22 protein-coding genes are annotated in these 23,979 nt (G+C 36.0%); 18 read left to right on the top strand and 4 right to left on the bottom strand.

Translation table 11 applies throughout. From position 1 onward, the window contains the following. From mrdB to lipA, 6 genes are all read left to right on the top strand, one after another. Positions 1-1,113 carry a peptidoglycan glycosyltransferase MrdB gene (gene mrdB / locus QE177_RS04125; protein WP_280551448.1) on the top strand — a complete coding sequence of 371 codons (1,113 nt, stop codon included), beginning with the start codon at positions 1-3 and terminating at the stop codon, positions 1,111-1,113. 14 nt (positions 1,114-1,127) lie between these two features. Then, complete coding sequence (gene rlpA, locus QE177_RS04120; protein WP_280551447.1) at positions 1,128-2,117, top strand: endolytic peptidoglycan transglycosylase RlpA; 990 nt, start codon at positions 1,128-1,130, stop codon at positions 2,115-2,117. Positions 2,118-2,265: 148 nt separating this feature from the next. Next, positions 2,266-3,477, top strand: coding sequence for a D-alanyl-D-alanine carboxypeptidase DacA (dacA, locus tag QE177_RS04115; RefSeq protein ID WP_280551446.1), 1,212 nt, complete (start codon positions 2,266-2,268; stop codon positions 3,475-3,477). 151 nt (positions 3,478-3,628) lie between these two features. Then, positions 3,629-3,892 carry a DUF493 family protein YbeD gene (ybeD, locus tag QE177_RS04110; protein ID WP_280551445.1) on the top strand — a complete coding sequence of 88 codons (264 nt, stop codon included), beginning with the start codon at positions 3,629-3,631 and terminating at the stop codon, positions 3,890-3,892. Positions 3,893-4,048: 156 nt separating this feature from the next. After that, positions 4,049-4,678: a lipoyl(octanoyl) transferase LipB gene (gene lipB / locus QE177_RS04105; RefSeq protein ID WP_280551444.1), complete on the top strand. Its 630-nt coding sequence runs from the start codon at positions 4,049-4,051 to the stop codon at positions 4,676-4,678. Between the two features lie 126 nt (positions 4,679-4,804). Further along, the gene (gene lipA, locus QE177_RS04100) at positions 4,805-5,770 is read left to right on the top strand and encodes a lipoyl synthase (protein ID WP_280551443.1); all 966 of its coding nucleotides are present in this window, start codon (positions 4,805-4,807) and stop codon (positions 5,768-5,770) included. Between the two features lie 76 nt (positions 5,771-5,846). On the opposite strand, the gene cspE is transcribed toward lipA, so the two are convergent. After that, a complete protein-coding gene (gene cspE, locus QE177_RS04095) occupies positions 5,847-6,056 on the bottom strand; it encodes a transcription antiterminator/RNA stability regulator CspE (RefSeq protein WP_026822451.1) in 210 nt (69 codons plus the stop codon). A gap of 194 nt (positions 6,057-6,250) precedes the next feature. After that, positions 6,251-6,733: a methylated-DNA--[protein]-cysteine S-methyltransferase gene (locus QE177_RS04090; protein WP_280551442.1), complete on the bottom strand. Its 483-nt coding sequence runs from the start codon at positions 6,731-6,733 to the stop codon at positions 6,251-6,253. 284 nt (positions 6,734-7,017) lie between these two features. Between QE177_RS04090 and QE177_RS04085 the strand changes: the two genes are divergently transcribed. The 10 genes from QE177_RS04085 to emrB all read left to right on the top strand — a co-directional run bounded on the left by QE177_RS04085 (position 7,018) and on the right by emrB (position 18,596). Beyond that, positions 7,018-7,245, top strand: a complete 228-nt coding sequence (locus QE177_RS04085) for a glutaredoxin family protein (RefSeq protein WP_180559559.1) — start codon at positions 7,018-7,020, stop codon at positions 7,243-7,245. A gap of 9 nt (positions 7,246-7,254) precedes the next feature. Further along, positions 7,255-7,668, top strand: a complete 414-nt coding sequence (gene nrdI, locus QE177_RS04080; protein ID WP_280552210.1) for a class Ib ribonucleoside-diphosphate reductase assembly flavoprotein NrdI — start codon at positions 7,255-7,257, stop codon at positions 7,666-7,668. 20 nt (positions 7,669-7,688) lie between these two features. After that, positions 7,689-9,818: a class 1b ribonucleoside-diphosphate reductase subunit alpha gene (gene nrdE, locus QE177_RS04075; protein WP_280551441.1), complete on the top strand. Its 2,130-nt coding sequence runs from the start codon at positions 7,689-7,691 to the stop codon at positions 9,816-9,818. A gap of 16 nt (positions 9,819-9,834) precedes the next feature. Next, positions 9,835-10,800, top strand: coding sequence for a class 1b ribonucleoside-diphosphate reductase subunit beta (gene nrdF / locus QE177_RS04070; protein WP_026822456.1), 966 nt, complete (start codon positions 9,835-9,837; stop codon positions 10,798-10,800). Positions 10,801-11,338: 538 nt separating this feature from the next. Then, the gene (proV, locus tag QE177_RS04065) at positions 11,339-12,538 is read left to right on the top strand and encodes a glycine betaine/L-proline ABC transporter ATP-binding protein ProV (protein WP_280551440.1); all 1,200 of its coding nucleotides are present in this window, start codon (positions 11,339-11,341) and stop codon (positions 12,536-12,538) included. Next, positions 12,531-13,580, top strand: a complete 1,050-nt coding sequence (proW, locus tag QE177_RS04060) for a glycine betaine/L-proline ABC transporter permease ProW (protein ID WP_280551439.1) — start codon at positions 12,531-12,533, stop codon at positions 13,578-13,580. The genes proV and proW overlap by 8 nt, the downstream gene beginning before the upstream one ends. Positions 13,581-13,656: 76 nt before the next feature. Further along, positions 13,657-14,643, top strand: a complete 987-nt coding sequence (gene proX / locus QE177_RS04055) for a glycine betaine/L-proline ABC transporter substrate-binding protein ProX (protein ID WP_280551438.1) — start codon at positions 13,657-13,659, stop codon at positions 14,641-14,643. A gap of 534 nt (positions 14,644-15,177) precedes the next feature. After that, positions 15,178-15,726, top strand: a complete 549-nt coding sequence (mprA, locus tag QE177_RS04050) for a transcriptional repressor MprA (RefSeq protein WP_280551437.1) — start codon at positions 15,178-15,180, stop codon at positions 15,724-15,726. A 149-nt stretch (positions 15,727-15,875) separates the two neighbouring features. Then, positions 15,876-17,042: a multidrug efflux MFS transporter periplasmic adaptor subunit EmrA gene (gene emrA, locus QE177_RS04045; RefSeq protein WP_280551436.1), complete on the top strand. Its 1,167-nt coding sequence runs from the start codon at positions 15,876-15,878 to the stop codon at positions 17,040-17,042. 12 nt (positions 17,043-17,054) lie between these two features. Then, positions 17,055-18,596, top strand: coding sequence for a multidrug efflux MFS transporter permease subunit EmrB (emrB, locus tag QE177_RS04040; protein WP_280551435.1), 1,542 nt, complete (start codon positions 17,055-17,057; stop codon positions 18,594-18,596). An 88-nt stretch (positions 18,597-18,684) separates the two neighbouring features. On the opposite strand, the gene QE177_RS04035 is transcribed toward emrB, so the two are convergent. Continuing rightward, positions 18,685-19,680, bottom strand: coding sequence for a tRNA/rRNA methyltransferase (locus QE177_RS04035; protein ID WP_280551434.1), 996 nt, complete (start codon positions 19,678-19,680; stop codon positions 18,685-18,687). Positions 19,681-20,205: 525 nt separating this feature from the next. Here QE177_RS04035 and QE177_RS04030 point away from each other — a divergent pair. Further along, positions 20,206-20,580, top strand: a complete 375-nt coding sequence (locus tag QE177_RS04030) for a CesT family type III secretion system chaperone (RefSeq protein WP_280551433.1) — start codon at positions 20,206-20,208, stop codon at positions 20,578-20,580. 146 nt (positions 20,581-20,726) lie between these two features. After that, positions 20,727-21,128, top strand: a complete 402-nt coding sequence (locus QE177_RS04025) for a hypothetical protein (protein ID WP_280551432.1) — start codon at positions 20,727-20,729, stop codon at positions 21,126-21,128. A 293-nt stretch (positions 21,129-21,421) separates the two neighbouring features. On the opposite strand, the gene QE177_RS04020 is transcribed toward QE177_RS04025, so the two are convergent. After that, positions 21,422-23,755, bottom strand: coding sequence for a pentapeptide repeat-containing protein (locus QE177_RS04020; RefSeq protein ID WP_280551431.1), 2,334 nt, complete (start codon positions 23,753-23,755; stop codon positions 21,422-21,424). Positions 23,756-23,979 lie beyond the last annotated feature (224 nt).

Here is a 23,979-nt window from a genome sequence, read left to right as displayed (position 1 = left end):
ATGACCGATAATTCACATAAATTACCTATTTGGACACGCTTACATATTGATATTCCAATGTTACTGATTATTCTTGCCTTAACAATATACAGTGTCATGATCATGTGGAGCGCAAGTGGTCAAGACATGGATATGATGCAGCGTAAACTAATACAAATCGCAATTGGATTTGTGGTCATGATCGTTATGGCGCAAATTTCACCGCGTATATATGAAAATTGGGCGCCTTACCTCTATGTTTTCTGCCTAATTTTATTAGTTTTTGTCGATGCATTTGGTCAAATCAGTAAAGGTGCACAAAGATGGTTAGATCTTGGCTTTGTTCGTTTTCAACCCTCTGAAATTGCTAAAATTGCGGTTCCATTAATGGTTGCACGTTTTGTTAATCGCGATCTCTGTCCTCCCACATTAAAAAATACTCTACTGGCATTAATACTTATATTTCTGCCCACTCTACTTGTTGCCGCTCAACCTGATTTGGGCACATCTATTCTAGTTGCTGCCTCCGGTTTGTTTATCCTATTCTTAGCGGGTATGAATTGGAAATTAATTGCCATTGCAGCCACAGGTATTGCTTGTTTTATTCCTATTCTTTGGTTCTTTCTGATGCATGATTATCAACGAGATCGCGTTATGATGTTACTCGATCCAGAAACGGATCCACTGGGAGCGGGTTATCATATTATCCAATCTAAAATTGCCATTGGCTCAGGCGGATTATTTGGTAAAGGTTGGTTACATGGCACACAATCGCAATTAGAATTTCTACCAGAACGCCACACTGATTTTATTTTTGCCGTATTAGCTGAAGAGCTTGGACTAATTGGTGTCGTTATTTTACTCGCATTATATCTATTGCTAATTATGCGCGGGCTAATAATTGCAGCTAATGCACAAAATACCTTTGGTAGAGTGATGGTTGGTGGCCTAATGTTAATTTTGTTTGTCTACATATTCGTCAATATTGGCATGGTTAGCGGTATCTTACCTGTAGTGGGTGTTCCTTTACCGTTGGTAAGTTATGGCGGCTCTGCATTAATTGTTTTAATGGCCGGATTCGGTATTATTATGTCAATCCATACCCACCGAAAATTTCTGTCAAAAAGTTTATAACCACGAGGTCTGTAATGCACTATCATGGACTTATACTTAGCATTACAATAGCAATTTTAGCTGGCTGTGCTTCTCAAACTCAACAAAATACCGATATGCCTATGATGCCGGTACAAGATATATTAGGAGCAGAGCCCCGTTACGAGCCTTATCATTCTGGCGCTAATGATGACTACCAACTTAATGGTCAAACTTATCAAATAGTAAAAGATCCTGCTCATTTCAGTGAAACAGGTTTTGCCAGCATTTTTGGCCCTGAAGTTATCGGTAAAATAACTGCGACAGGTGAAAAAGCCAGTCCTTATGCATTCACGGCTTCACACCCTACTTTACCTATTCCAAGTTATGCCCGCATTACTAATTTAATTAATGGCAGAATGATAATAGTACGTATTAATGATCGAGGCCCCTATATATCAGGTAAAAATATTGCCCTCTCTCAAGCAGCTGGCGATAGGTTAAATTTAATGCTAACTGCGCGTATCAAAATTGATCCGATTTTAGTTTCCCCTGCCGGCAATTTAACTGGACCTGGTACAATTGGTGTCAATATTGCTAAGCAGAATTATGCCTTGCCTAAGCCACCGAAATTAGAGACCCATTTTGCAAACTTCTCTTCAAACAACAATCAATCAACGATAGAGGATCATGCTCACCCACCCACTTTATCTCAATCAATCCAACCAACGACAATCGGCAATACGGTAGCAACTAATAATAGGGTTGTTGAAAATAACCATCCTAATCCGTCGTCAATGAAATCGACTAGTGGTGCTACTAAACGTTACTTTGTACAAATAGGTGCATTAAGTAATCAAGCAAGAGCAGAAGCATGGCAACAGTCTGTTTCCAAACAACTGAACACAACTGGCCGTATTCAACCATTTAACAATATCTATCGCGTACAACTCGGCCCATTTCAAGATCCTCAAACAGCAGAACAGATAAAAAATAAAATATTAACAGAATTAAAACAATCGAGCATTATCATAAATAGCGAATAATTTATTGATTAATCAATAAAATCTAATTAGAGTAAAATAAAAATCAACTAAGCTGGCATCTCTATTTCAGAATAAAATATTACTTTTTTATGCTGATAATAGGATGCCCACTCTATTAACATATTGTCCTCGGATCCCGTATAATATTATGAAATATGCAATTTTCTCCCGTTCTATCGGTAGTCTAATATTAATTACTAGTCTTATATTTTCCAGCACTCTATTCGCTAATAGCAATAATGCGATGCAAATCAATGTGATCCCCTCGGCACCAAATATTGACGCTGAAGCTTATATTCTTATTGATTATTATTCAGGCAAAGTTTTAGCAGAGAAAAATGCCGACCAACGTCGAGATCCTGCCAGTCTGACTAAAATGATGACCAGTTATATCATTGGTCAAACCATTAAAGCCGGCAAAATTAGCATGGATGATATTGTTACTATCGACGAAAATGCTTGGGCTACCGGTAACCCGGTTTTTAAAGGCTCTTCGCTGATGTTCTTAAAACCCGGTGATCGCGTATCAGTATCTCAACTGATACGTGGTATCAATTTGCAGTCTGGTAATGATGCATGTGTTGCAATGGCCGAGTATGTAGCGGGTGATGAAGCGAGTTTTGTCAAATTAATGAACGACAATGTTCAACGCCTTGGATTAAAAAACACCCACTTTCTTACTGTCCATGGCTTAGATGCCGATGGGCAATATAGTTCCGCTCGGGATATGGCGTTAATCGGTCAAGCGCTAATCCGCGATGTCCCTGAAGAATATGCTATTTATAAAGAAAAAGAGTTCACCTTTAATAAGATCCGTCAATTAAATAGGAATGGTTTGTTATGGGATAAAAGCCTGAATGTTGATGGTATTAAGACAGGACATACTAATGCTGCCGGTTATAACCTCGTTGCCTCTGCTACCGAGGGAAATATGCGGCTGATATCTGTTGTGTTAGGGGGGCATAGCAGTAAAGGGCGTGATGCAGAAAGTAAAAAATTACTCACTTGGGGCTTTCGCTTTTTTGAAACCGTTAAACCATTACAAGGTGGGATGGAGTTTGCCTCTCAACCCGTTTGGTTTGCTAATACTGATCAGGTAAAACTGGGTATTGAAAAGGATCTCTATCTGACCATTCCCCGTGGGCGTATGAAAGATTTAAAAGCCAGTTATACATTAAACAATACTGAACTACAGGCACCTTTAGCAAAAAACCAAGTTGTTGGCACGATTAACTTACAATTAGATGGTAAGATTATTGAACAACGTCCGCTGGTAGTATTAAAAGAAGTCGATGAAGGTGGATTTTTTAGTAAAATATTAGATTATATTAAATTGTTTTTTCAGCGCTGGTTTGGCTAAATATTGAAAAATAACATTGCTACCTCCATTATGGTAAATATGTTCAATTTATAACTTAATTTTTAATTAAGAAATATGAATAAGTATACCACCTAAATCATATAATTTTTAATATTGTAATAAGGTTAGTGGTAGTATTTTAGGAGAACCTATGAAAACCAGACTACATGAGCTACTAGAGTTTCCCTGCTCATTTACCTACAAAGTGATGGGGGTCGCTAAACCTGAGTTAACTGATCAAATCATTGAGGTGGTTCAACGACATGTTCCTGGTGATTATGTGCCATCAGTTAAGCCTAGTAGTAAAGGTAACTTTCACTCAGTATCAATTACCATCACAGCAACTAATATTGACCAGATAGAAAAACTGTATGAAGAATTAGCAAAACTAGAATTAGTTCGTATGGTGCTGTAAACACAATTTATTGTTGTGCTTGAAATTATAAAACCCGAAAATCCGATATTTTCGGGTTTTATAATTTCAAGTGCAGCACTAACTATGCTAGCAAGAATAATTTGCGCAGGTTATACTGCATAATTAGTGCATATATCTATCAGCGGCAGAGAAAGATTGTTAAAAAAAACCATTATATTACGTCAACTTGGGCTTCATACTTACCAACCCATTTCCGATGCAATGCATCAGTTTACTAAAAAACGCACGATTGATACGCCAGATGAACTTTGGTTAGTGGAGCATTACCCTGTTTTTACCCAAGGCCAAGCGGGTAAAAAAGAGCACCTACTCGCGGCCGGAAATATTCCTGTTATCCAATCTGATCGTGGCGGACAAATCACCTATCATGGCCCTGGTCAGCAAATAATGTACATTTTATTAGATTTAAAGCGTAATAAAATTAGTGTAAGAGATCTGGTTACTACAATGGAAAATACGGTAATTGATACTTTATCCGAATTTGGTATTACCGCTTATGCGCAGCGCGAAGCCCCTGGTGTTTATGTTGAACAAAAAAAAATATGCTCTCTTGGATTACGTATTCATAAAGGTTGTTCGTTCCATGGCCTAGCATTAAATATTAATATGGATCTTGCCCCCTTTCAGCGTATTAATCCTTGTGGCTATGCCGGTATGCAAATGACTCAACTTAATGATTTAGTTCCTGGCTGCCAGGTTAAAGATGTCGAACCTTTACTAATAAAACATTTCTGCAACCTATTAGGATTTCAACTTGCAGAATAAATTGTTATAATTTTTTTATAATTATTAAAAAAAAATTGAAAATGACATAAATAATGATCACATGTGATAGCATAAAATATATCTATTATTGATCCGCAGCAGGAACCTAATGGAACTGGCATAATTATGAGTAGACCAATTCAAATGGAGCGTGGCGTTAAATATCGTGACGCTGATAAAATGGCATTGATCCCTGTCAAAACAGTAACAACGGATCATACAGAAATTTTACCTAAACCTAAATGGATGAAAATAAAACTTCCCGCTGATTCCAGCCGAATAAAAGAAATAAAAAACGCAATGCGTAAGAATGGGTTACATTCAGTCTGTGAAGAAGCCTCTTGTCCTAACCTCGCTGAATGTTTTAATCATGGTACCGCCACTTTCATGATTTTAGGCGCTATCTGCACTCGTCGCTGTCCATTCTGCGATGTTGCCCATGGACGACCTAATGCTCCTGATCCCAATGAACCAGAAAAATTAGCAGAAACTATTAAAGATATGGGATTAAAGTACGTTGTCATTACGTCAGTTGATCGTGATGATCTACGTGATGGCGGAGCTCAACATTTTGCTGATTGCATTACTGCTATTCGAGAGAAAAATCCAAACATCAAAATAGAGACACTAGTGCCTGATTTCCGGGGTCGTATGGATCGCGCCTTAACAATTTTGGCCACTGCGCCACCCGATGTTTTTAACCATAACCTTGAGAATGTTCCTCGTATCTATCGCCAAGTACGTCCTGGCGCTAATTACGAATGGTCATTGCAACTACTTGCAAAATTCAAGCAAATGCATCCTAAAATACCAACAAAATCAGGATTAATGGTTGGATTAGGTGAAACTAATGAAGAAATTGTTGATGTTATGCGTGATTTACGCCGCCACGGCGTTACCATGTTAACTTTGGGCCAATATCTTCAACCCAGCCGCCATCATTTATCAGTAAAACGTTACGTCAGCCCGAAAGAATTTGAAGAAATGAAAAATGAGGCAATCGCAATGGGTTTCACGCATGCAGCCTGCGGCCCATTAGTTCGCTCATCTTATCATGCAGATTTACAAGCGAAAGGCATAGAAATTAAATGATAAATCATTTAATTTCATACCACATAAGAACCCGTCTCAATTGATGAGACGGACTGTTATAAATTCTTATAGTAAATCAAATGGCGACAACGTTGATAGCAGATGGCCCTTTCTCCCCCTCAGTTATATCAAACTCAACTTTCTGTCCTTCGGCTAGAGTTTTAAAACCTTCGGATTTAATAGCGGTGAAGTGAACGAATACATCTTTACTGCCATCTTCTGGAGTGATAAAACCAAAACCTTTTGCTTCGTTGAACCACTTAACATTACCTTTAACTTTTGACATCAAAATTACCTTTACTTAATAAAAACACACAGTTTGTGCCGTATATAGTACAGCAAAAATTATGCTTGATTGTCTACTACTAAGATCACGAAATTAATCAAAAACCTAAATTATCATTATAATATAGGATAACAACCTAAAAAAACAATAAAAAAAACTAATAATCGTGTTTATTAATATTTATTATAACATTTTTAGCCAACTTTTCGATTATTTACATTCTTTTCATAATCTAACAGCCAGCTTTTTATATCTAGCCCGCCACTGTAACCTACCAATTTACCATCATGACCAATAACACGATGACAAGGGATAATCAGCGCAATAGGATTTCGCGAATTCGCCATACCAACTGCTCTACAAAAATTAGCAGAACCTAGCGCAATTGCCAGTTTCTTATAACTCCAACATTGGCCATACGGAATTTCACTAAGTTGCTGCCAAACTCTTTTTTGAAAATGGCTACCGCTGGGATTCAATATGACAGAAAAATTGTTTCTTTCACCATTAAAATACTCGTGTAATTCTTTTATACATTGTTCGATATGAGCATTTTTACTTTCTCTTTCAATCATTTGTGCAACAAAATTAACACCGATTATTCCGCTATTATCAGCGGTAATGTGAATGTAGGGTCTTGGAAAGTCTTTGGGAGTAGAAAAGTAATGATGGTACATAACAACTTCCTTAAAATAGAGAACTATTTTAACAATTCATTTTATCCCTCAAGCAAAATTACCTCTGTTTGCAAAAATATTTCCGCCTATTTGGAATATTGTTAAAAAAATATAATAAAAATACAAATTTTTTATTTCTTGTTGAAATAATAAGTTAGATAAAATTCCTGCCACAAATCAGATAACACTATATATAGTATGGTTGAATAAAAATAAATCAAGATATAGTATTTATAATAATTGATCGATTGTAAACTTAGTCATTACGAATTAAGGAGCTAACAATGATTATTACCGTCTATAGTAAACCAGATTGTGTACAGTGCAATGCAACTTGTCTAGCACTAAAACGTAAAAACTTACCTTATGATGTCGTGGATTTAACCCAAGATCATGAAGCACTACGTTTTATTACCAAATTGGGCTATCAACAAGTGCCCGTTGTTATCGCAGGTAAGCAACATTGGTCAGGCTTTCGGCCAGATATGATTAGTCAATTAGCCAGTAACTAAAACAATATGATGAAAACACAGTCACTTATTTACTATTCCAGTAAATCGGAAAATTGCCATCGTTTTGTGCAAAGGTTGGGCATCCCGGCTACACGCATTCCCATTGATGCAAATGAAATACTAACAAATGCGACACAACCTTACGTTTTACTGCTACCTACCTATGGTGGAGGTGGCACAACAGGAGCTGTACCTAAACCTGTTATTTACTTTTTAAATCAACAACAAAATCGAAAATTTTTGCGGGGCGTCATTGCTTCAGGAAATAGTAATTTTGGTGAAACTTATGCTATAGCAGGCAACATTATTTCCGCTAAATGCCAAGTACCATTGCTCTATCGTTTTGAATTACTCGGTACTGAACGGGATCTTCAACAAGTACGCCAAGGGTTACAACAATTTTGGCAACAACAAATGCAGTAAAGTAATACGGAGCTTCCTTTATGACAGTACAGCCTCAAGAACAACTCGATTATCATGCGCTCAATGCTATGCTAAATCTGTATGATAACGATAATAAAATTCAACTCGATAAAGATAAGCAAGCGGCCCATCATTACTTCCGCCACCATGTCAATCAAAACACGGTTTTTTTTCATAATTTACAAGAGAAACTGGATTTTTTGGTAGCAGAAAATTATTACGAATCGGCAATACTGGCACAATATGAATTTACTTTTATAAAAAAACTTTTCCAGCAAGCCTATAACCACAAGTTTCGCTTTCAAACATTTCTTGGTGCCTTTAAATATTATACTAGTTATACCTTAAAAACTTTTGATGGTAGACGTTACTTAGAACGTTATGAAGATAGAGTATGCATGGTTGCTTTGACACTTGCACAAGGAAATCAAGAGTTAGCTAGCCAACTGGTAGATGAAATCATTAGTGGCCGCTTCCAACCAGCAACTCCCACTTTTTTAAATTGCGGTAAAAAACAGCGCGGTGAACTGGTATCTTGTTTCTTACTACGAATTGAAGATAACATGGAATCGATAGGCCGTTCTGTTAATTCGGCCTTACAATTGTCAAAACGTGGCGGCGGCGTGGCTTTTTTACTGACCAATTTACGTGAGGCTGGAGCACCAATAAAGCTAATTGAGAACCAATCTTCTGGTGTAGTCCCTGTGATGAAAATGTTAGAAGATGCATTTTCTTATGCCAATCAACTCGGCGCAAGACAAGGCGCTGGAGCCGTTTATCTCCACGCCCATCATCCTGATATTTTAAGCTTTTTAGATACTAAACGTGAAAACGCCGATGAAAAAGTCCGCATTAAAACCTTATCACTGGGTGTAGTGATCCCTGATATTACCTTTCATCTGGCTAAAAATAATCAAGATATGTATCTTTTCTCACCTTACGATATTGAGCACTGTTATGGTGTCCCAATGTCAGAAATTAACGTCACTGAAAAATATTCAGAGATGGTAAATAATAAAAACATTCGCAAACAGAAGATCAACGCCCGTGAGTTTTTTCTCACTTTAGCAGAAATTCAATTTGAATCAGGTTATCCCTATATTTTATTTGAAGATAATGCCAATCGCCTAAATCCTATCTATGGCCGAATTAATATGAGCAATCTGTGCTCCGAAATCTTACAAGTTAATGATGCCAGTATTTACGACGAAAATTTAGATTATCGTCATGTCGGTAAGGATATTAGCTGTAATTTAGGCTCAATGAATATCGCTAAAACGATGGATTCCCCTGACTTTGCTCATTCAATTGAAATTGCCATTCGAGCATTAACGGCTGTTTCAGATATGAGCCAGATCCAATCAGTGCCCTCAATTCAAGAAGGTAATAATAAATCACACGCTATTGGCTTAGGACAAATGAATTTACATGGCTACCTGGCTCGTGAACATATTCACTATGGTTCAGAAGAGGGAATTGATTTCACCAATATCTATTTTTATACCGTAACTTACTATGCATTACAGGCGTCGAATAAGCTAGCTATTGAGCGTCAACGCTATTTTAGCGGTTTTGAGCACTCTAAATACGCCTCTGGCGAATATTTTGAAAAATATATCAATCAGCAGTGGCAACCTAAAACTGAAAAAGTAAAACAGCTATTTCAACGCTCAGCCATTCATATTCCCACTTCTGAAGATTGGCAAAAACTCAAACAATCTATTATGGAACACGGGATCTATAATCAGAATTTACAAGCTATTCCGCCAACTGGGTCTATTTCTTATATTAATCATTCAACTTCAAGCATTCATCCTATTGTTGCACGTATTGAAATTCGTAAAGAAGGTAAAATTGGCCGCGTCTATTATCCTGCGCCTTACCTGACGAACGAAAATTTAGAATATTATCAAGATGCTTATCAGATAGGCGCTGAAAAAATCATTGATACTTATGCAGCTGCTACTCAACATGTGGATCAAGGATTGTCATTAACCCTTTTCTTTACTGATGACGCAACCACTCGAGATATTAATCGTGCTCAGATTTATGCCTGGAAAAAAGGTATAAAAACCCTTTATTACATACGTATCCGCCAATCAACATTAGAAGGGACAGAAGTCAAAGGCTGCGTTTCATGTGCACTATAATTTATAGGTTTAACAAATGGCGATAACAAATTCGATAGTACGAGCAATCAACTGGAACCGTATTGAAGATGATAAGGATCTAGAAGTATGGAATAAATTAACCACCAATTTTTGGTTGCCAGAAAAAATTCCGCTTTCAAATGATATTCCAACTTGGAATACATTAACAAAAGAGGAAAAAAAATTAACAATACGCGTTTTTACTGGCTTAACCCTCCTGGATACTATCCAAAACAATGTAGGAGCGCCTGCATTAATGACAGATGCCTTAACACCTCATGAAGAAGCCGTCATGTCAAATATCAGCTTTATGGAAGCAGTCCATGCTCGTTCATATAGCTCTATCTTTTCAACCCTTTGTCTAACAACTGATGTTGATGATGCTTATCAATGGAGTGAAGAAAATAGCGCTTTACAAAAAAAAGCCCATTTAATATTGGAGCACTATTGTAATACTCATCCACTTAAGAAAAAAATTGCCAGTGTCTTTCTCGAATCCTTTCTCTTCTATTCCGGATTTTACCTGCCAATGTACTGGTCAAGCCGAGGCAAATTAACCAATACTGCCGATCTTATTCGGCTAATAATCCGCGACGAAGCGATCCATGGCTACTATATCGGCTATAAATTTCAAAAATCTTTAATCAAATATAGTGATAAAGAAAAAGATGAAATAAAAGATTTTGCCTACTTATTATTATTAAACTTATACGAGAATGAAATTAAATATAGTGAATCTTTATATGATGAAGTTGGTTGGACAGAAGATGTAAAAAAATTTCTTCACTATAATGCCAATAAAGCCTTAATGAATTTAGGCTATGAGTCTCTTTTTCCAGAAACGATGACTGATGTCAGCCCGGCAATCTTGTCAGCACTATCCCCAAATGCCAATGAAAATCACGATTTCTTTTCTGGTTCAGGTTCTTCTTACATTATTGGTAAAACGATCACTACAGAAGATGAGGATTGGAACTTCTAATTTATTAATATTTTATTAAATAATGACAATAAAGCAGCTAAATAAATGCCGTTTATAATATTAAATATGCATACTTTATTTAGCCTGCTTTTTATTATCAATAACAGATATCAAATCAATTTTTTTCACCTTGATAACAGAAAATAAACCTATTTTCGCGATAATTAGACATGTTATTTGACTATAAAAAATAAAATTAATTAATTTTATAAATTAATTTAATTGGTAAATAAAAAATTATACTAAAAATCACTTAATAATATAAAAAATAATACCCTTAAAGAAAAATAAAAAATATTAACATTAATATCAATAAGTTACAAAACAAAAAGCTTATCACCCTCCAAATAATCAACGACAAAAATAAAGCATCAATCCACATTTTTCAAAAAACAACATCCTGCTTTTTGATTAATTTTATTAAATATAGGGTTGTCAGCACATTTCATTATGTTAGGTTATATAAAGCATAAATTTAAATAAGGATACGAAGAATTAATAAACCATTAATTAACTAGTCAAAGGATATTATTATTGCATGTCATTTAAAATTGAAGTGAAAAATTTATACAAAATATTCGGAGATCACCCTAAGCAGGCTTTTAAACTTATCGATAAAGGCTTAAGTAAAGAACAAATATTTAATAAAACCGGTTTAACGGTTGGTGTTAAAAACGCCAATCTGGCCATTGAAGAAGGCGAAATTTTTGTCATTATGGGTCTATCGGGATCAGGAAAATCTACCCTAGTGCGCCTCCTCAATCACCTAATCGAACCGACCAAAGGACAAGTCTTAATTGACGGCGAAGATATTGCTAGCATTTCACAGGAAAAATTACGTAAAGTACGCCGTAAAAAAATTAGTATGGTATTTCAATCCTTTGCTTTAATGCCCCATCTCAATGTCTTAGATAATGTCGCATTTGGTATGGAATTAGCCGGTGTTGCCAAACCAGAACGAATAGAAAAAGCATTAGCCGCTTTACGACAAGTTAATCTTGAACAATGGGCTCAATCTTTTCCAAACGAACTATCAGGTGGGATGCGTCAACGTATCGGTCTTGCGCGGGCATTGGCTAATGATCCTGACATTCTGCTGATGGATGAGGCTTTCTCTGCACTAGATCCGCTAATTAGAACAGAAATGCAAGATGAATTACTGTCATTGCAAGGTGATAAACAACGCACAATTATCTTTATCTCTCACGATTTGGATGAAGCGATGCGGATCGGTGATCGAATCGCTATTATGCAAGATGGCATTATCATCCAGATCGGTACCCCTGATGAAATCTTAAATAATCCCGTAAACAATTATGTTAAAACATTTTTTCGTGGCGTTGATATTAGCCAAGTCTTCTCTGCCAAAGATATTGCCCGCCGTCGCCCTGACGCCCTATTACATGTTGCTCCTGGTTTTGGACCACGTTCAGCACTAAAAATACTGAATGATGAAGATCGTGATTATGGCTATCTAATTGAAAGAGGACAAAAATTTGTCGGTATCGTTTCGATTAGCTCATTGGAACAAGCATTACACGATAAAAAAAATATTGAACAGGCAATCCTAGCCTCACCTGGTGCTCTTGATGCCAACACGCCACTGAATGAACTTATTTCAACCATTGCTCAATCTCCCTGTGCAGTTCCTGTCATTGGTGATAATCAACGTTATATTGGCGTTATTTCCAAAGGGATCTTACTGCAAGCATTAGACAAGGAGACAATAAATGGCTAAACAAACTCCCATAAATCAAGAAATAATTAATGACCCTTGGAACACGGTAACAACAGAAAGCGCTACAGATTGGTTAGATAACCCCGCAGATGTAGCTACGGAACATTTTGATATCATGCATCCCTTCCAGCAGCCACTAATACCGCTGGACTCATGGGTTTCGCAGGCTATCGATTGGATAGTTTTACATTTTCGCCCATTGTTTCAGGGGATCCGTCTGCCGATTGATTTTATGTTAAGTCGTTTTGAACATATACTAACCACATTACCTGCTACTTTAATTATTATTTCTTTCGCACTGTTAGCCTGGCAGTTAGCAAATAAAAAAATAGCAGTAGCTACGTTTATCTCATTGGTTTTCATTGGAGCCATCGGCGCCTGGTCAGAAGCAATGATCACTTTATCTCTGGTATTAACTTCCTTATTTTTCTGTCTGTTAATTGGTTTACCCTTGGGAATATGGTTAGCAAATAGCAAACCAGCAAGCCAAATAATTCGGCCACTATTAGATGCAATGCAAACTACACCCGCGTTTGTTTATCTGGTCCCTATTGTCATGTTATTTGGAATTGGTAACGTCCCTGGTATTGTCGTTACAATTATTTTTGCTCTACCACCAATCATTCGATTAACTATTTTGGGAATAAGGCAAGTCCCTGATGATCTTATTGAAGCAGCAGAATCGTTTGGTGCCAGTCGAAATCAACTTTTATTTAAAGTCCAGCTACCTCTTGCTGCGCCAACTATTATGGCGGGTGTTAATCAGACATTGATGTTATCACTTTCAATGGTTGTTATTGCCTCTATGATTGCTGTTGGCGGTTTAGGGCAAATGGTACTAAGGGGAATAGGCCGATTAGATATGGGATTAGCGGCCGTAGGCGGTACTGGTATTGTTATATTAGCTATTATTCTGGATCGACTAACACAATCATTAGGTGAAAAAGCCAGCATTAAAAAAAATATCGCGTGGTATCACACGGGACCTATTGGCTTAATTATCTGTTTATTGCAAAAAACTAAAAGTCGCTTCGGGCAATAGACATGACGTTATTTTCATCAGATAAAAAATTTTTTAGCTCGCTCATCTGTCTGTGATCCCTAGAGAGGAAATAGCAATGCGCAACTCTGTTTTCCTGGCTGCGGTTTTAACAATATTAATTAGTATTAAACTTTCTGCTACTGAACTACCTGGCAAAGGTATAAAAGTACAACCTATTCAAAGCACCATTGCAGAAGAGACTTTTCAAACTTTGATCGTGAATAAAGCATTGGAAAAATTAGGTTACCAAATATTACCGACTCAAGAGGTCGACTATACCGTTGCTTACGCATCTCTTGCTGCCGGTGATGCAACTTTTATGGCTGTCAATTGGCAGCCATTACACAATGCTCAATATGAAGCAGTTGGTGGCGATAAACGCCTATACCGCAAAGGTATCTATATCAGTAATGCAGTTCAAGGTTACCTGATAGATAAAAAAACGGCTGATAAATACCACATCACCAACTTAGCACAACTTAAAGAGGCGAATATTGCTAAATTATTCGATACTAATGGCAACGGTAAAGCTGACCTGACTGGCTGTAACCCAGGTTGGGGTTGTGAAGCCGCAATTAATAACCATTTAAATGCTTATCACTTAAATACAACCGTTGAGCACAATCAGGGTAACTATGCGGCGATGATTGCAGATACCATCACTCGTTATAAAGAAGGCAAACCCATCCTCTACTATACCTGGGCACCTTATTGGGTCAACGCCGTGCTTAAACCGGGTAAAGACGTTGTCTGGTTGCAAGTTCCTTTTTCTTCACTACCAAACAATGATAAAACTGATACCACTTTAACAAATGGTAAAAATTATGGTTTTCCACCTAGTTCGATGCATATCGTCGCCAATAAAACTTGGGCGGAAAAGAATCCTGCTGCTGCGAAACTATTTGCCATTATGAAAATTCCAATTACTGATATCAATGCCCAGAATCTTCGTATGCATAATGGTGAAGCTTCACAAGCTGACATTGAACGTCATGCTCGAGGCTGGATAAAAGCTCATCAACAACTTTTCAATACCTGGATAAAGATGGCTTTAGAAAGCTAGCTTGTAAAAACCCTATCGTTACACATTTTATGTGATTTTATATAAATAGGTTGAATGCTCTATTTTTAACCTATTTTTATATTGTATTGCAACTTAATGGGAATAAAGACATTCGCCAATATTTAAAGGAATAAGTAAAATAATTTTTACTTATCATCTTACAATCAAATAGATAGCTAGTTTAGATTAGCCATTGTTTATTTTAATTTATATATACTTAATTTAATATTATTGTTATAACAAAACAATAAATTAATATTAAATGTATATTATTTATTGCTAATGATATTTATTTTTTATTAATTGGATAATGAAATTATTTTGCAAATAAGAAGTTATGGACTATTTAAATCTATTTTAAAATTTATTTTTCTTATATTAACATTCAAAATATTTATGAATTAAATACCAATAACAAAATAAATTTCGCGATAATAAATAACTATAATTGATAATTTTAGCTTTTGATATACCATTTAGATTGATTATGACAGTTGCTATCTTACCAACTGAAACTAATAAGGTATATAAATAATGGAAAGCACACAAACACAAAAAGAAACTTCATTTTCTCCCATAGAGCAATTACTTAATGAACGCAAACAACAACAACAAAAAACAACAATTCCGTTACCCTATCAGCAAATTTTGCTTACGCGCCTATGTATGCATGTTCAAGGTAAATTGTTAGAAAATAGAAATAATATGCTTAAAAAACAAGGAATTAATGAAACATTATTTATGGCGTTAATAATTCTCGACACCCAAAAAACTCATAGCATACAACCATCTGAACTTAGCGATGCTTTAGGTTCTTCGAGAACAAATGCAACGCGTATTGCAGATGAACTAGAAAATCGCAAATGGATTGAACGTAAGGAAAGTCACAATGATCGTCGATGCTTACATCTACATTTAACCGAAGAGGGATCAAACTTTTTAAAAAAAATACTTCCTCGTCAAAACGAAAATTTAGAAAAAATTTGGTCTGTTTTTAGCGCTGAAGAAAAAAATACTATCGAAAAATTGATGAGAAAGTTATTAGTTAAACTTGATGATCTTGACAATCAAACAGTATGTTGATGATTACCACAAAACCATCCCCAATCATAAAAAATTATTAATAATAACCATACCGTTTCCAGTGGTATAATAATAAGCTACTGGAAACTTTTGCTTATTAAGCGTAGATTAAACATTAGTAAAATGAATAATATGGAGTTTGATACAACATGGGCGTTAATGAACAACAAATAACAGCTACTAAAACACAAAAACGCCGAACTATAATTGTACTAGTTAGCATTTTTTTTATTATTACTGCATTAATATGTGGGATTTATTGGTTTTTAGTGCTTCGACACCATCAAAGTACCGATAATGCCTACATTGCAGGCAATCAAATCCAGATAATGTCTCAAGTGCCCGGCAGCGTTATTACCGTTAACGTTGAAAATACGGATTTTGTAAAAAGTGGCACAGTATTGGTTAAGCTTGATGCCAAAGATGCCACTTTGGCATTGGAAAAAGCAAAAACTAACTTAGCTAACAGCGTCCGGCAAACCCATCAACATATGATTAATAGTCGACAATATCAAGCTAATATCTCTCTTCGTCGCTCTGAACTGAATAAATTACAGCAAGATCTTCAACGTCGTGAAATTCTTGGCCAATCAAAAGTTATTGGTAAAGAAGAATTACAACACGCTCGTGAAGCGGTGACCAGCGCTAAAGCCGCTCTCGATATTGCTGTTGAGCAATTTAATGCTAACCAAGCTATCGTGTTAGATACTCCGCTAGATAAACAACCTGCGGTTTTACAAGCGGCCACTGAGCTTCGTAATGCTTGGTTAACTTTAGAACGAACTCAAATTGTTACCCCAGTTGATGGCTATGTTTCACGTCGAAGTGTTCAAGTCGGTGCTCGTATTACTCCAGCAACACCGCTTATGGCGGTAGTGCCCACTGACAATATGTGGATTGACGCAAATTTTAAAGAAACCCAACTTGCCGATATTCGTATCGGTCAACCAGCAAAAATTACTACCGATTTTTATGGTAAAAATATTGTTTACCAAGGACGCGTTGAAGGCATGGATATGGGAACAGGTAGTGCTTTTTCACTATTACCTGCCCAAAATGCAAGTGGTAACTGGATCAAAATTGTTCAACGCTTACCCGTCCGTATAACCATTGATGCAGAACAGTTAAAAAAATACCCTTTAAGGATTGGACTTTCAAGTGAAGTTACCGTCGATACAAATAACAAAAATGGCCTGACACTTTCACGAAAAATTCGCGCTAATCCCGCTTACCATACGAATGTGTTTAAAATTGATATGGCTCCCGTCGATCAACTCGTTACCGATATTATTAATAACAATTCAGGAACCAAATAAAAGGAGCTAATCGTGGCTAAAGAGCCATTACAAGGCGCAAAACTGGCATGGATGACATTTGCACTATCATTAGCGACCTTTATGCAGGTTTTGGATTCTACCATCGCTAATGTAGCTATCCCGACAATCGCTGGTAATTTAGGTGCTTCTAATTCACAAGGTACCTGGGTGATTACTTCCTTTGGGGTAGCGAATGCCATTTCAATCCCCATAACAGGTTGGTTGGCTAAACGTATTGGCGAAGTTAAACTTTTTCTTTGGTCAACTGGGCTATTCACCCTAACATCATGGTTATGTGGTGTTGCTGGCAGTTTGGAAACATTGATCTTCTTTCGCATCTTACAAGGGATGGTGGCAGGCCCTCTTATTCCTTTGTCACAAAGCTTGCTACTTAATAATTATCCCCCGCTTAAACGTAATATGGCGCTTGCGCTTTGGTCAATAACCATTGTCATTGCCCCGATTTGTGGTCCGATCTTGGGGGGGTATATTAGTGATAATTATCACTGGGGTTGGATTTTCTTTATTAATGTCCCGTTTGGTATCGCTATTATTTTCATTATTATGCAAATATTGCGTGATCGGGAAACAGCAACTGAGATAAAACCGATTGATACTATTGGATTAACATTACTGATCATTGGTATCGGTGCATTACAAATTATGCTAGATCGAGGTAAAGAGCTAGATTGGTTTAATTCAACAGAAATTATTGTGCTAGCAATAACCGCAGTAATTGCATTGAGCTTCCTCATTATTTGGGAACTCACAGATAATAATCCGGTTATTGATCTTTCACTGTTTAAAGAGCGTAACTTCACTATTGGCTGTTTATCGCTTAGTCTGGCTTATATGCTCTACTTTGGTACGATTGTATTACTACCGCAGTTATTACAGGAAGTGTTTGGTTATACGGCAACTTGGGCAGGTTTAGCCTCAGCGCCGGTCGGGATTTTACCCCTACTGATAACACCATTAATTGGGCGATTTAGCCATAAAATTGATATGCGTGTTATCGTTACCTTCAGCTTTATTGTTTATGCCGTATGCTATTATTGGCGCGCGTGGACATTTGAGCCGGCAATGGATTTTGCAGCCGCAGCTTGGCCGCAATTCGTTCAAGGATTAGCTATTGCTTGCTTTTTTATGCCACTTACCACCATTACTCTATCTGGCTTGCCAGCTGAAAAGATCGCCTCAGCATCCAGTTTATCCAATTTTGCCCGCACACTTGCCGGAGCGATAGGAACGTCTGTAACAACCACTTTATGGACACAAAGGGAAGCAATGCATCATGCCCACTTTACGGAGATTATTACCCCCTATAATCCAGAGTCGCAACAATTCTACGCAAAATTGTCCGCACTAGGATTAAATGAGCAACAATCATCAGCTTATCTAGCCAAAATGATTACTGATCAAGGATTAATTATCTCAGCTAATGAAATTTTTTGGTTATCAGCAGGCGTTTTTATTGCTCTTTTAGTTTTACTTTGGTTGGCAAAACCACCTTTCACTGCAGGCGATAGCCAAAACAGCGGAGGCGCACATTAATAGAAAGTGTGATAAAAAATAAGCTAGGCAATAATTATGATAGTTATTGAGATAGTTTAGTTTGACTAACTATCTCAATAAAATATGACTAAATTTTATTTTGTTGCCACCATTTAGCCAATATAATACCGGCAGCGACCGAAACGTTTAGACTTTTAACCTGACCAGTGCCTCCAATAGACAAACTCATATCGCCATTCTGACAAAGGCTTGCCGTCAATCCATCACTTTCCTGTTCCAATAGCAGTACTGTTTTTCCCGGTAACTCAGCTTTAGCAATATCAATATTATCTTTGTGACTAGACGTTGTAACAATGGTATAGCCTGCATGACGAAATTTATTCAATGTGGTAGCAAAATTATCTGATTGAATGCCTTTAATATACTCGGCGCCCCCTGCTGCGGTTCTAACCGCAGAGCCTGATTCCATTGCTGCAACATCATGCAGAATAATGCCTTGTACACCAAAATGAGCGCAACTACGCATAATCGCCCCTAAATTATGTGGATTACCAATATCTTCAACAGCTAATACACAATCAATTTTAGTCGATTGGGCTAAATAAGCTTCAGCATCAAACCCAGCTCGCTTTTTAATCAAGAAACAAACTCCACCGTGATGCTCTGTACCAGAAGCTTTTACCAGCTCTTCTTCGTTAACCACATGATAAGCTTTGCGATTTGCTGCCATCCACTTAAGTGCATCGCGGAAATGGGGAGTGATAGACTGAACAAACCAGGCGCGAACAATTGCCTCCGGACGATGTTTGAACATCGCTTGACAGGCATGCTCACCATAGATACGTGTCTCTTCTAAACGCTGGCGACGGATTTGTTCTGGATCAAGTAGACTTTTACCACTAATACCACTATGGCTAGTAACAGGATCTCTCCTTTGAGAAATCGCTTTCCAAGGATCATCCGTTAAACGTTCATGATTACGATCACTACGGCGTGATGACGATTTCTTATTTTTAGCGGAAAGATGTTTATTCTTTCGTCGATCATTGGTGGTGTTGTTGTCGTTATTACGAACATACATCACTTTTACTTTACCGTTTTTACCGCTATATGAATCATTCATGAGTGCCTCCAGCCACGTTATGCCAGGCAGATTACATGATGTTAGGATCTAACGCTACTGACTTTTTATACTTTATTATTAACCGAACAAATAGAAAGCTGGCGCATTAGTAGAGAAAGATTAAATTTTGCTGCTATAGAAAAATTTTCAGCCAATTAAAGGATAAAAGACATTTCCCTAATTTATAGTTACCTATTGATAAGTAGCTGTTGTGTAGCTTGTATGTGTAGTATCTCTACTCTTTCCAAAGCGTTCTATTGCTCGCTAAGTTCTAAATGCAAACATAGTAATAGCGTTTTTAATTAAACATCGGCCTTAGTCAATAATATTATTTTTATAATAGTGTTGTTTTTTAAATCAGGCTTATTTAATTATTTGCTCACCTTTAGATTTAGCTTATTTTTAGCTACTAATGGGTATTTTAACAAAATATAAAATATTTCAGGTCTATACCTGATCATGATTGAATTTTATTCATTTAATAATTAGACCATCTAATTTGTATTATTCGAAAGGGATAAACATATGAGAGATGAATTTGCGGCTCAATTAACGTTACTGTATGAAAATATTGGACTGCAATTACCAATAAATTTCAATCAAATTGATTTTTCCATCAGAGTAGATGGAAAATTTTCCGTTAGATTAATTGAGTACCCTGTGGGTAGATTGGTTTTGTGCACTGTATTACAAACTATTAGCCAAGAAAAAATTCTTGAGTTAATGAAATTTAATTTAATAAATCATCAAATGCATCAACCAGTATTAGCAATCAGTGATGATAAACAGCTAGTTATTTGGCAAGGATTTACTGATATGGTTTTTTCTGAAAAAAATTTAATCGGCAGGTTCGATGAGTTTGTTCAATTTTCTGAATTAATGCTAGAAATTATAGCATAAGAAATTTGCTGCAAAGAACTTATTTGTTACAAAAAATAGCAACCTATTGCCATTACTTAAGCATAGTGAGTAAGTTTTTAGCGAATAATTTAAATACTTATAACTAATTTTAGGATCAACGTTTAAATACTTAACTAGGGGGAAAAATGAAGATGTTTAATGATTTTGTTGTTGGTGTTAATCAAGCGCTATTTCCAAACCAAGTCACTCCTCAGCAATTAAGCCAAACTCGACAGCTGCTTTCTGAGCAGACTCAGAATTGCCATCAACCATTTGGTCAAGCAATATATAATATAAACGGTAGTATGGGAACTTACGGGGTAGATATACCCAGCTGGAAGGCTAGGCAGTATGCTCAGGATAGCACTGATGTTGAAAATGGTTTTAGATCTAATACCTCTGCCTTCGCCAGATCATCGGTAGGTTGGGCCAAGATTGGTGATCCTGTTGGTACAATAATGAATTTAGGCGGTGCACTATTAGCCGGAGCAATAGATGGCACTAATTACAGTACAGGACATATTTTACGTATGGAAAAGTTAGCTTAAATTAAATAAAGTTGTGTTCATATATGTCACAGTGAGTTCTCTGAGTATTGATTCTAATCATTAGCAAGAGTTTGGCATGTATGTTATTAATATCATGCTAAGGTTTAGCTCTACAACATACCATTGATAGTAAACCATTCAAATCAAATGTTGATGGGTAAATAGCAATATAAAAAGCGCTGTTAGCCTACGTCAGAGAACTCGCTATTATTATTTACCAACAAACAATCAATTTATAACCAATTAAACGGTAAAGCTAAAAAAATCATCTCGGTAAAATTTTAGATTAACGTTTAATACCAATCAGGCGGCAATACAGTTGCTAATTGATTAGAAAATTGTTTCCTTGCGTGATCTATCATTGCGCTAGACAATACCGCAGTACAAGAAAAAGTTTTTTCTAAGCCAAGTAATCTATTTTTCCACTCTGTAATTTGTTGCTCAGAATCAAAAATGGCCGGGCAAAGTTCATAGGCTTTATTTAACATCGCACAGGAAAAATATCTTAAAGCATTAGGTGATTCCGTCTCAGTACCCAAAATAGCACTAGAAGTATATTTAACAAATACCGCTGATAAGCTAAATATTTTTTCTGCTTTTTCCTTATCAGTTGCCTCTTTCAATTTATAGGTATTGAGAATATTCTGATAAAATTTTTCTGTTAATTGATAATCACTTGGCGCGATAAACTGATATGCTTTATTAGTTAATAGCTTTTCTAGTTGAATTTGTTCTTCAGGATTAACTAATTTTTCTGTTGAAATAGCTTTTTTTGTTACTGCAATAAATAAGTCATACAATTTTTCATCTAAATCTAATAAATCAAGCAAACGGTTAAAAGTATTTATTCTAAGCAGAGATTGATATCCGCTATAAAATATTGGAAATTTATTTTTTAAAATATCCTCTAATTGATAATCAGCTTGATTTAAATTATTTTGTTGCTGGTAAAGAAAAAATTGGTTTAATACTTGATCTTTGCCTGCTAGATTTGGCATTAACATTCCAGCTAGTACATTTTGCGACAACATCATGGCATAACCCTGTTCGGTAGAAGAAAATAGAATATAGTTTGCCGCATTTTTGTCTGACCAATCGGTTTTATTTTCACCATAACAGCCAAAATCATCCATCTGGACATAAGGTTGGATTTGGCTACTTTTTAGGTAATGCTCATAAACAGAAATCGCTTTTTGCTTTAATTGCGCTGAATCAATTTTATATATTGCTTGGGAAATAATCTGTATAAAGGCTGAATTACAATTAAAAAGTAAATCAGGATAATGTTGGAAAGTATCAATCATCAAATTAATAACCGATTCTTTTTGTAATGGCATCGGCCAATCATTAAATTTTTCAATATAGTTAGCACAAACACTTTTTAGCCAATTTGAAATTTCAGCATCCGCATAATAGGGTGGTTCAGCTAAAATATCGATCAATGATGCTGCGACAGAGGAAATGTTAACTCGCTGATTACTTAATGATGCGATAATTTGTTTTATCATATCTATTTTTGCCGCATCGTACATTTTATCAATGCTAGCTATCTGGGTTAATACACTATTTGTCTCTCGATTATTTAAATGATTTAAATATTGATCAAGGCTATTTTGTTCCCACTTTAACTCAATCGATAAATTAATTGCTTTATGCAAAATGATCGACTGGAGATCTAAGTTAATAACCGATTGCAAAGATATTGTCGCACCACTTAAATTGCTGTTAGTGAGGTTAACATTGGTTAGATTAGCATTTTTTAAATTTGCATCCGTGAGATTCGCATTAGTCAAGTCTGCACCAAACAAATGGGTATTAAGTAAAATTGCGTTGGTAAGATCTACATTTTGCATATTAGCGCCACGAAAAAAAGCTCGCGTTAAATTTGCACCTATTAATTTAGCGTTATTTAATATTGAATTTTCACCCCTCACCTGTTCTAAATTAGCGTTAGTCAAATTAGCGTCTGTTAAATCTATGCTCAACATCTCGGCATTAAACATATTTGCTGCGGTTAAATCAGCTCGCTGCATAATGCTACACAATAAAAATGCCTGCGATAAATTTGCTCCCATCAACTTCGCTCTCATTAAATCAGCGTCTTGTAGATGAGCTCTGCTCAAATTAGCCATTGCCAAATTGCAATATTTTAAATTAGCGCTCCTGAAATTTGCGTTTTGCAAATCTGCATTAGCGATATTCGCATCTGTCAGAACCGACTGGATCAAAGTGGCATTATTTAATTTAGCATCACTTAAATCTATTTTGCTCAAATCCGTGCTAGACAAATTACTATGTTGTAAATTAGCATTCATCATCTTAACCGCTACTAATTTACTGTGCATTAAATTAACGTTATAAAGTTCAATCGCTGCGGGTAATTCCATGCCCGTCAAGTCAATTTCATTTAGTTCAACGCAATCACCTGCTTCTCTTGTTTGTAATTTCTCCAGTAAAATAGCTAGTTTTTTATTTTGCAAATCTTGCCTATCAGCTAAACCACTATCTAAAGTTAATTTTTTGGTTAAAATTGCCAAGTCCTTTTTTACTTTGGCCTGTTCTTCGCTAATAAGGTCGGGCTCTATGGGTGAAAATAAAATATTTTCGTTTTTAAAGATATTAAACATATTAACCTCTATGATGTTGAATTCTCCATTATTGCCAATATCATATCGCTCAAAATACTTTTTTATTAATTTCTGTTCAGAATAATAATTCTTGACAGTAACATGTTAAAATAATTTTTTATTTCATATAAAACAAAATAATATTCTTTACTATTTGGAATAGTAAACTTTTATCTTTTTTTTACTTTTAAATTCCGCTCTCAATAACAAACTAATTTTTTTAA

It is taken from the genome of Arsenophonus sp. aPb, from assembly GCF_029873475.1.
Lineage (GTDB): Bacteria > Pseudomonadota > Gammaproteobacteria > Enterobacterales > Enterobacteriaceae > Arsenophonus.
This window is presented reverse-complemented; position numbering and strand designations above follow the sequence as displayed.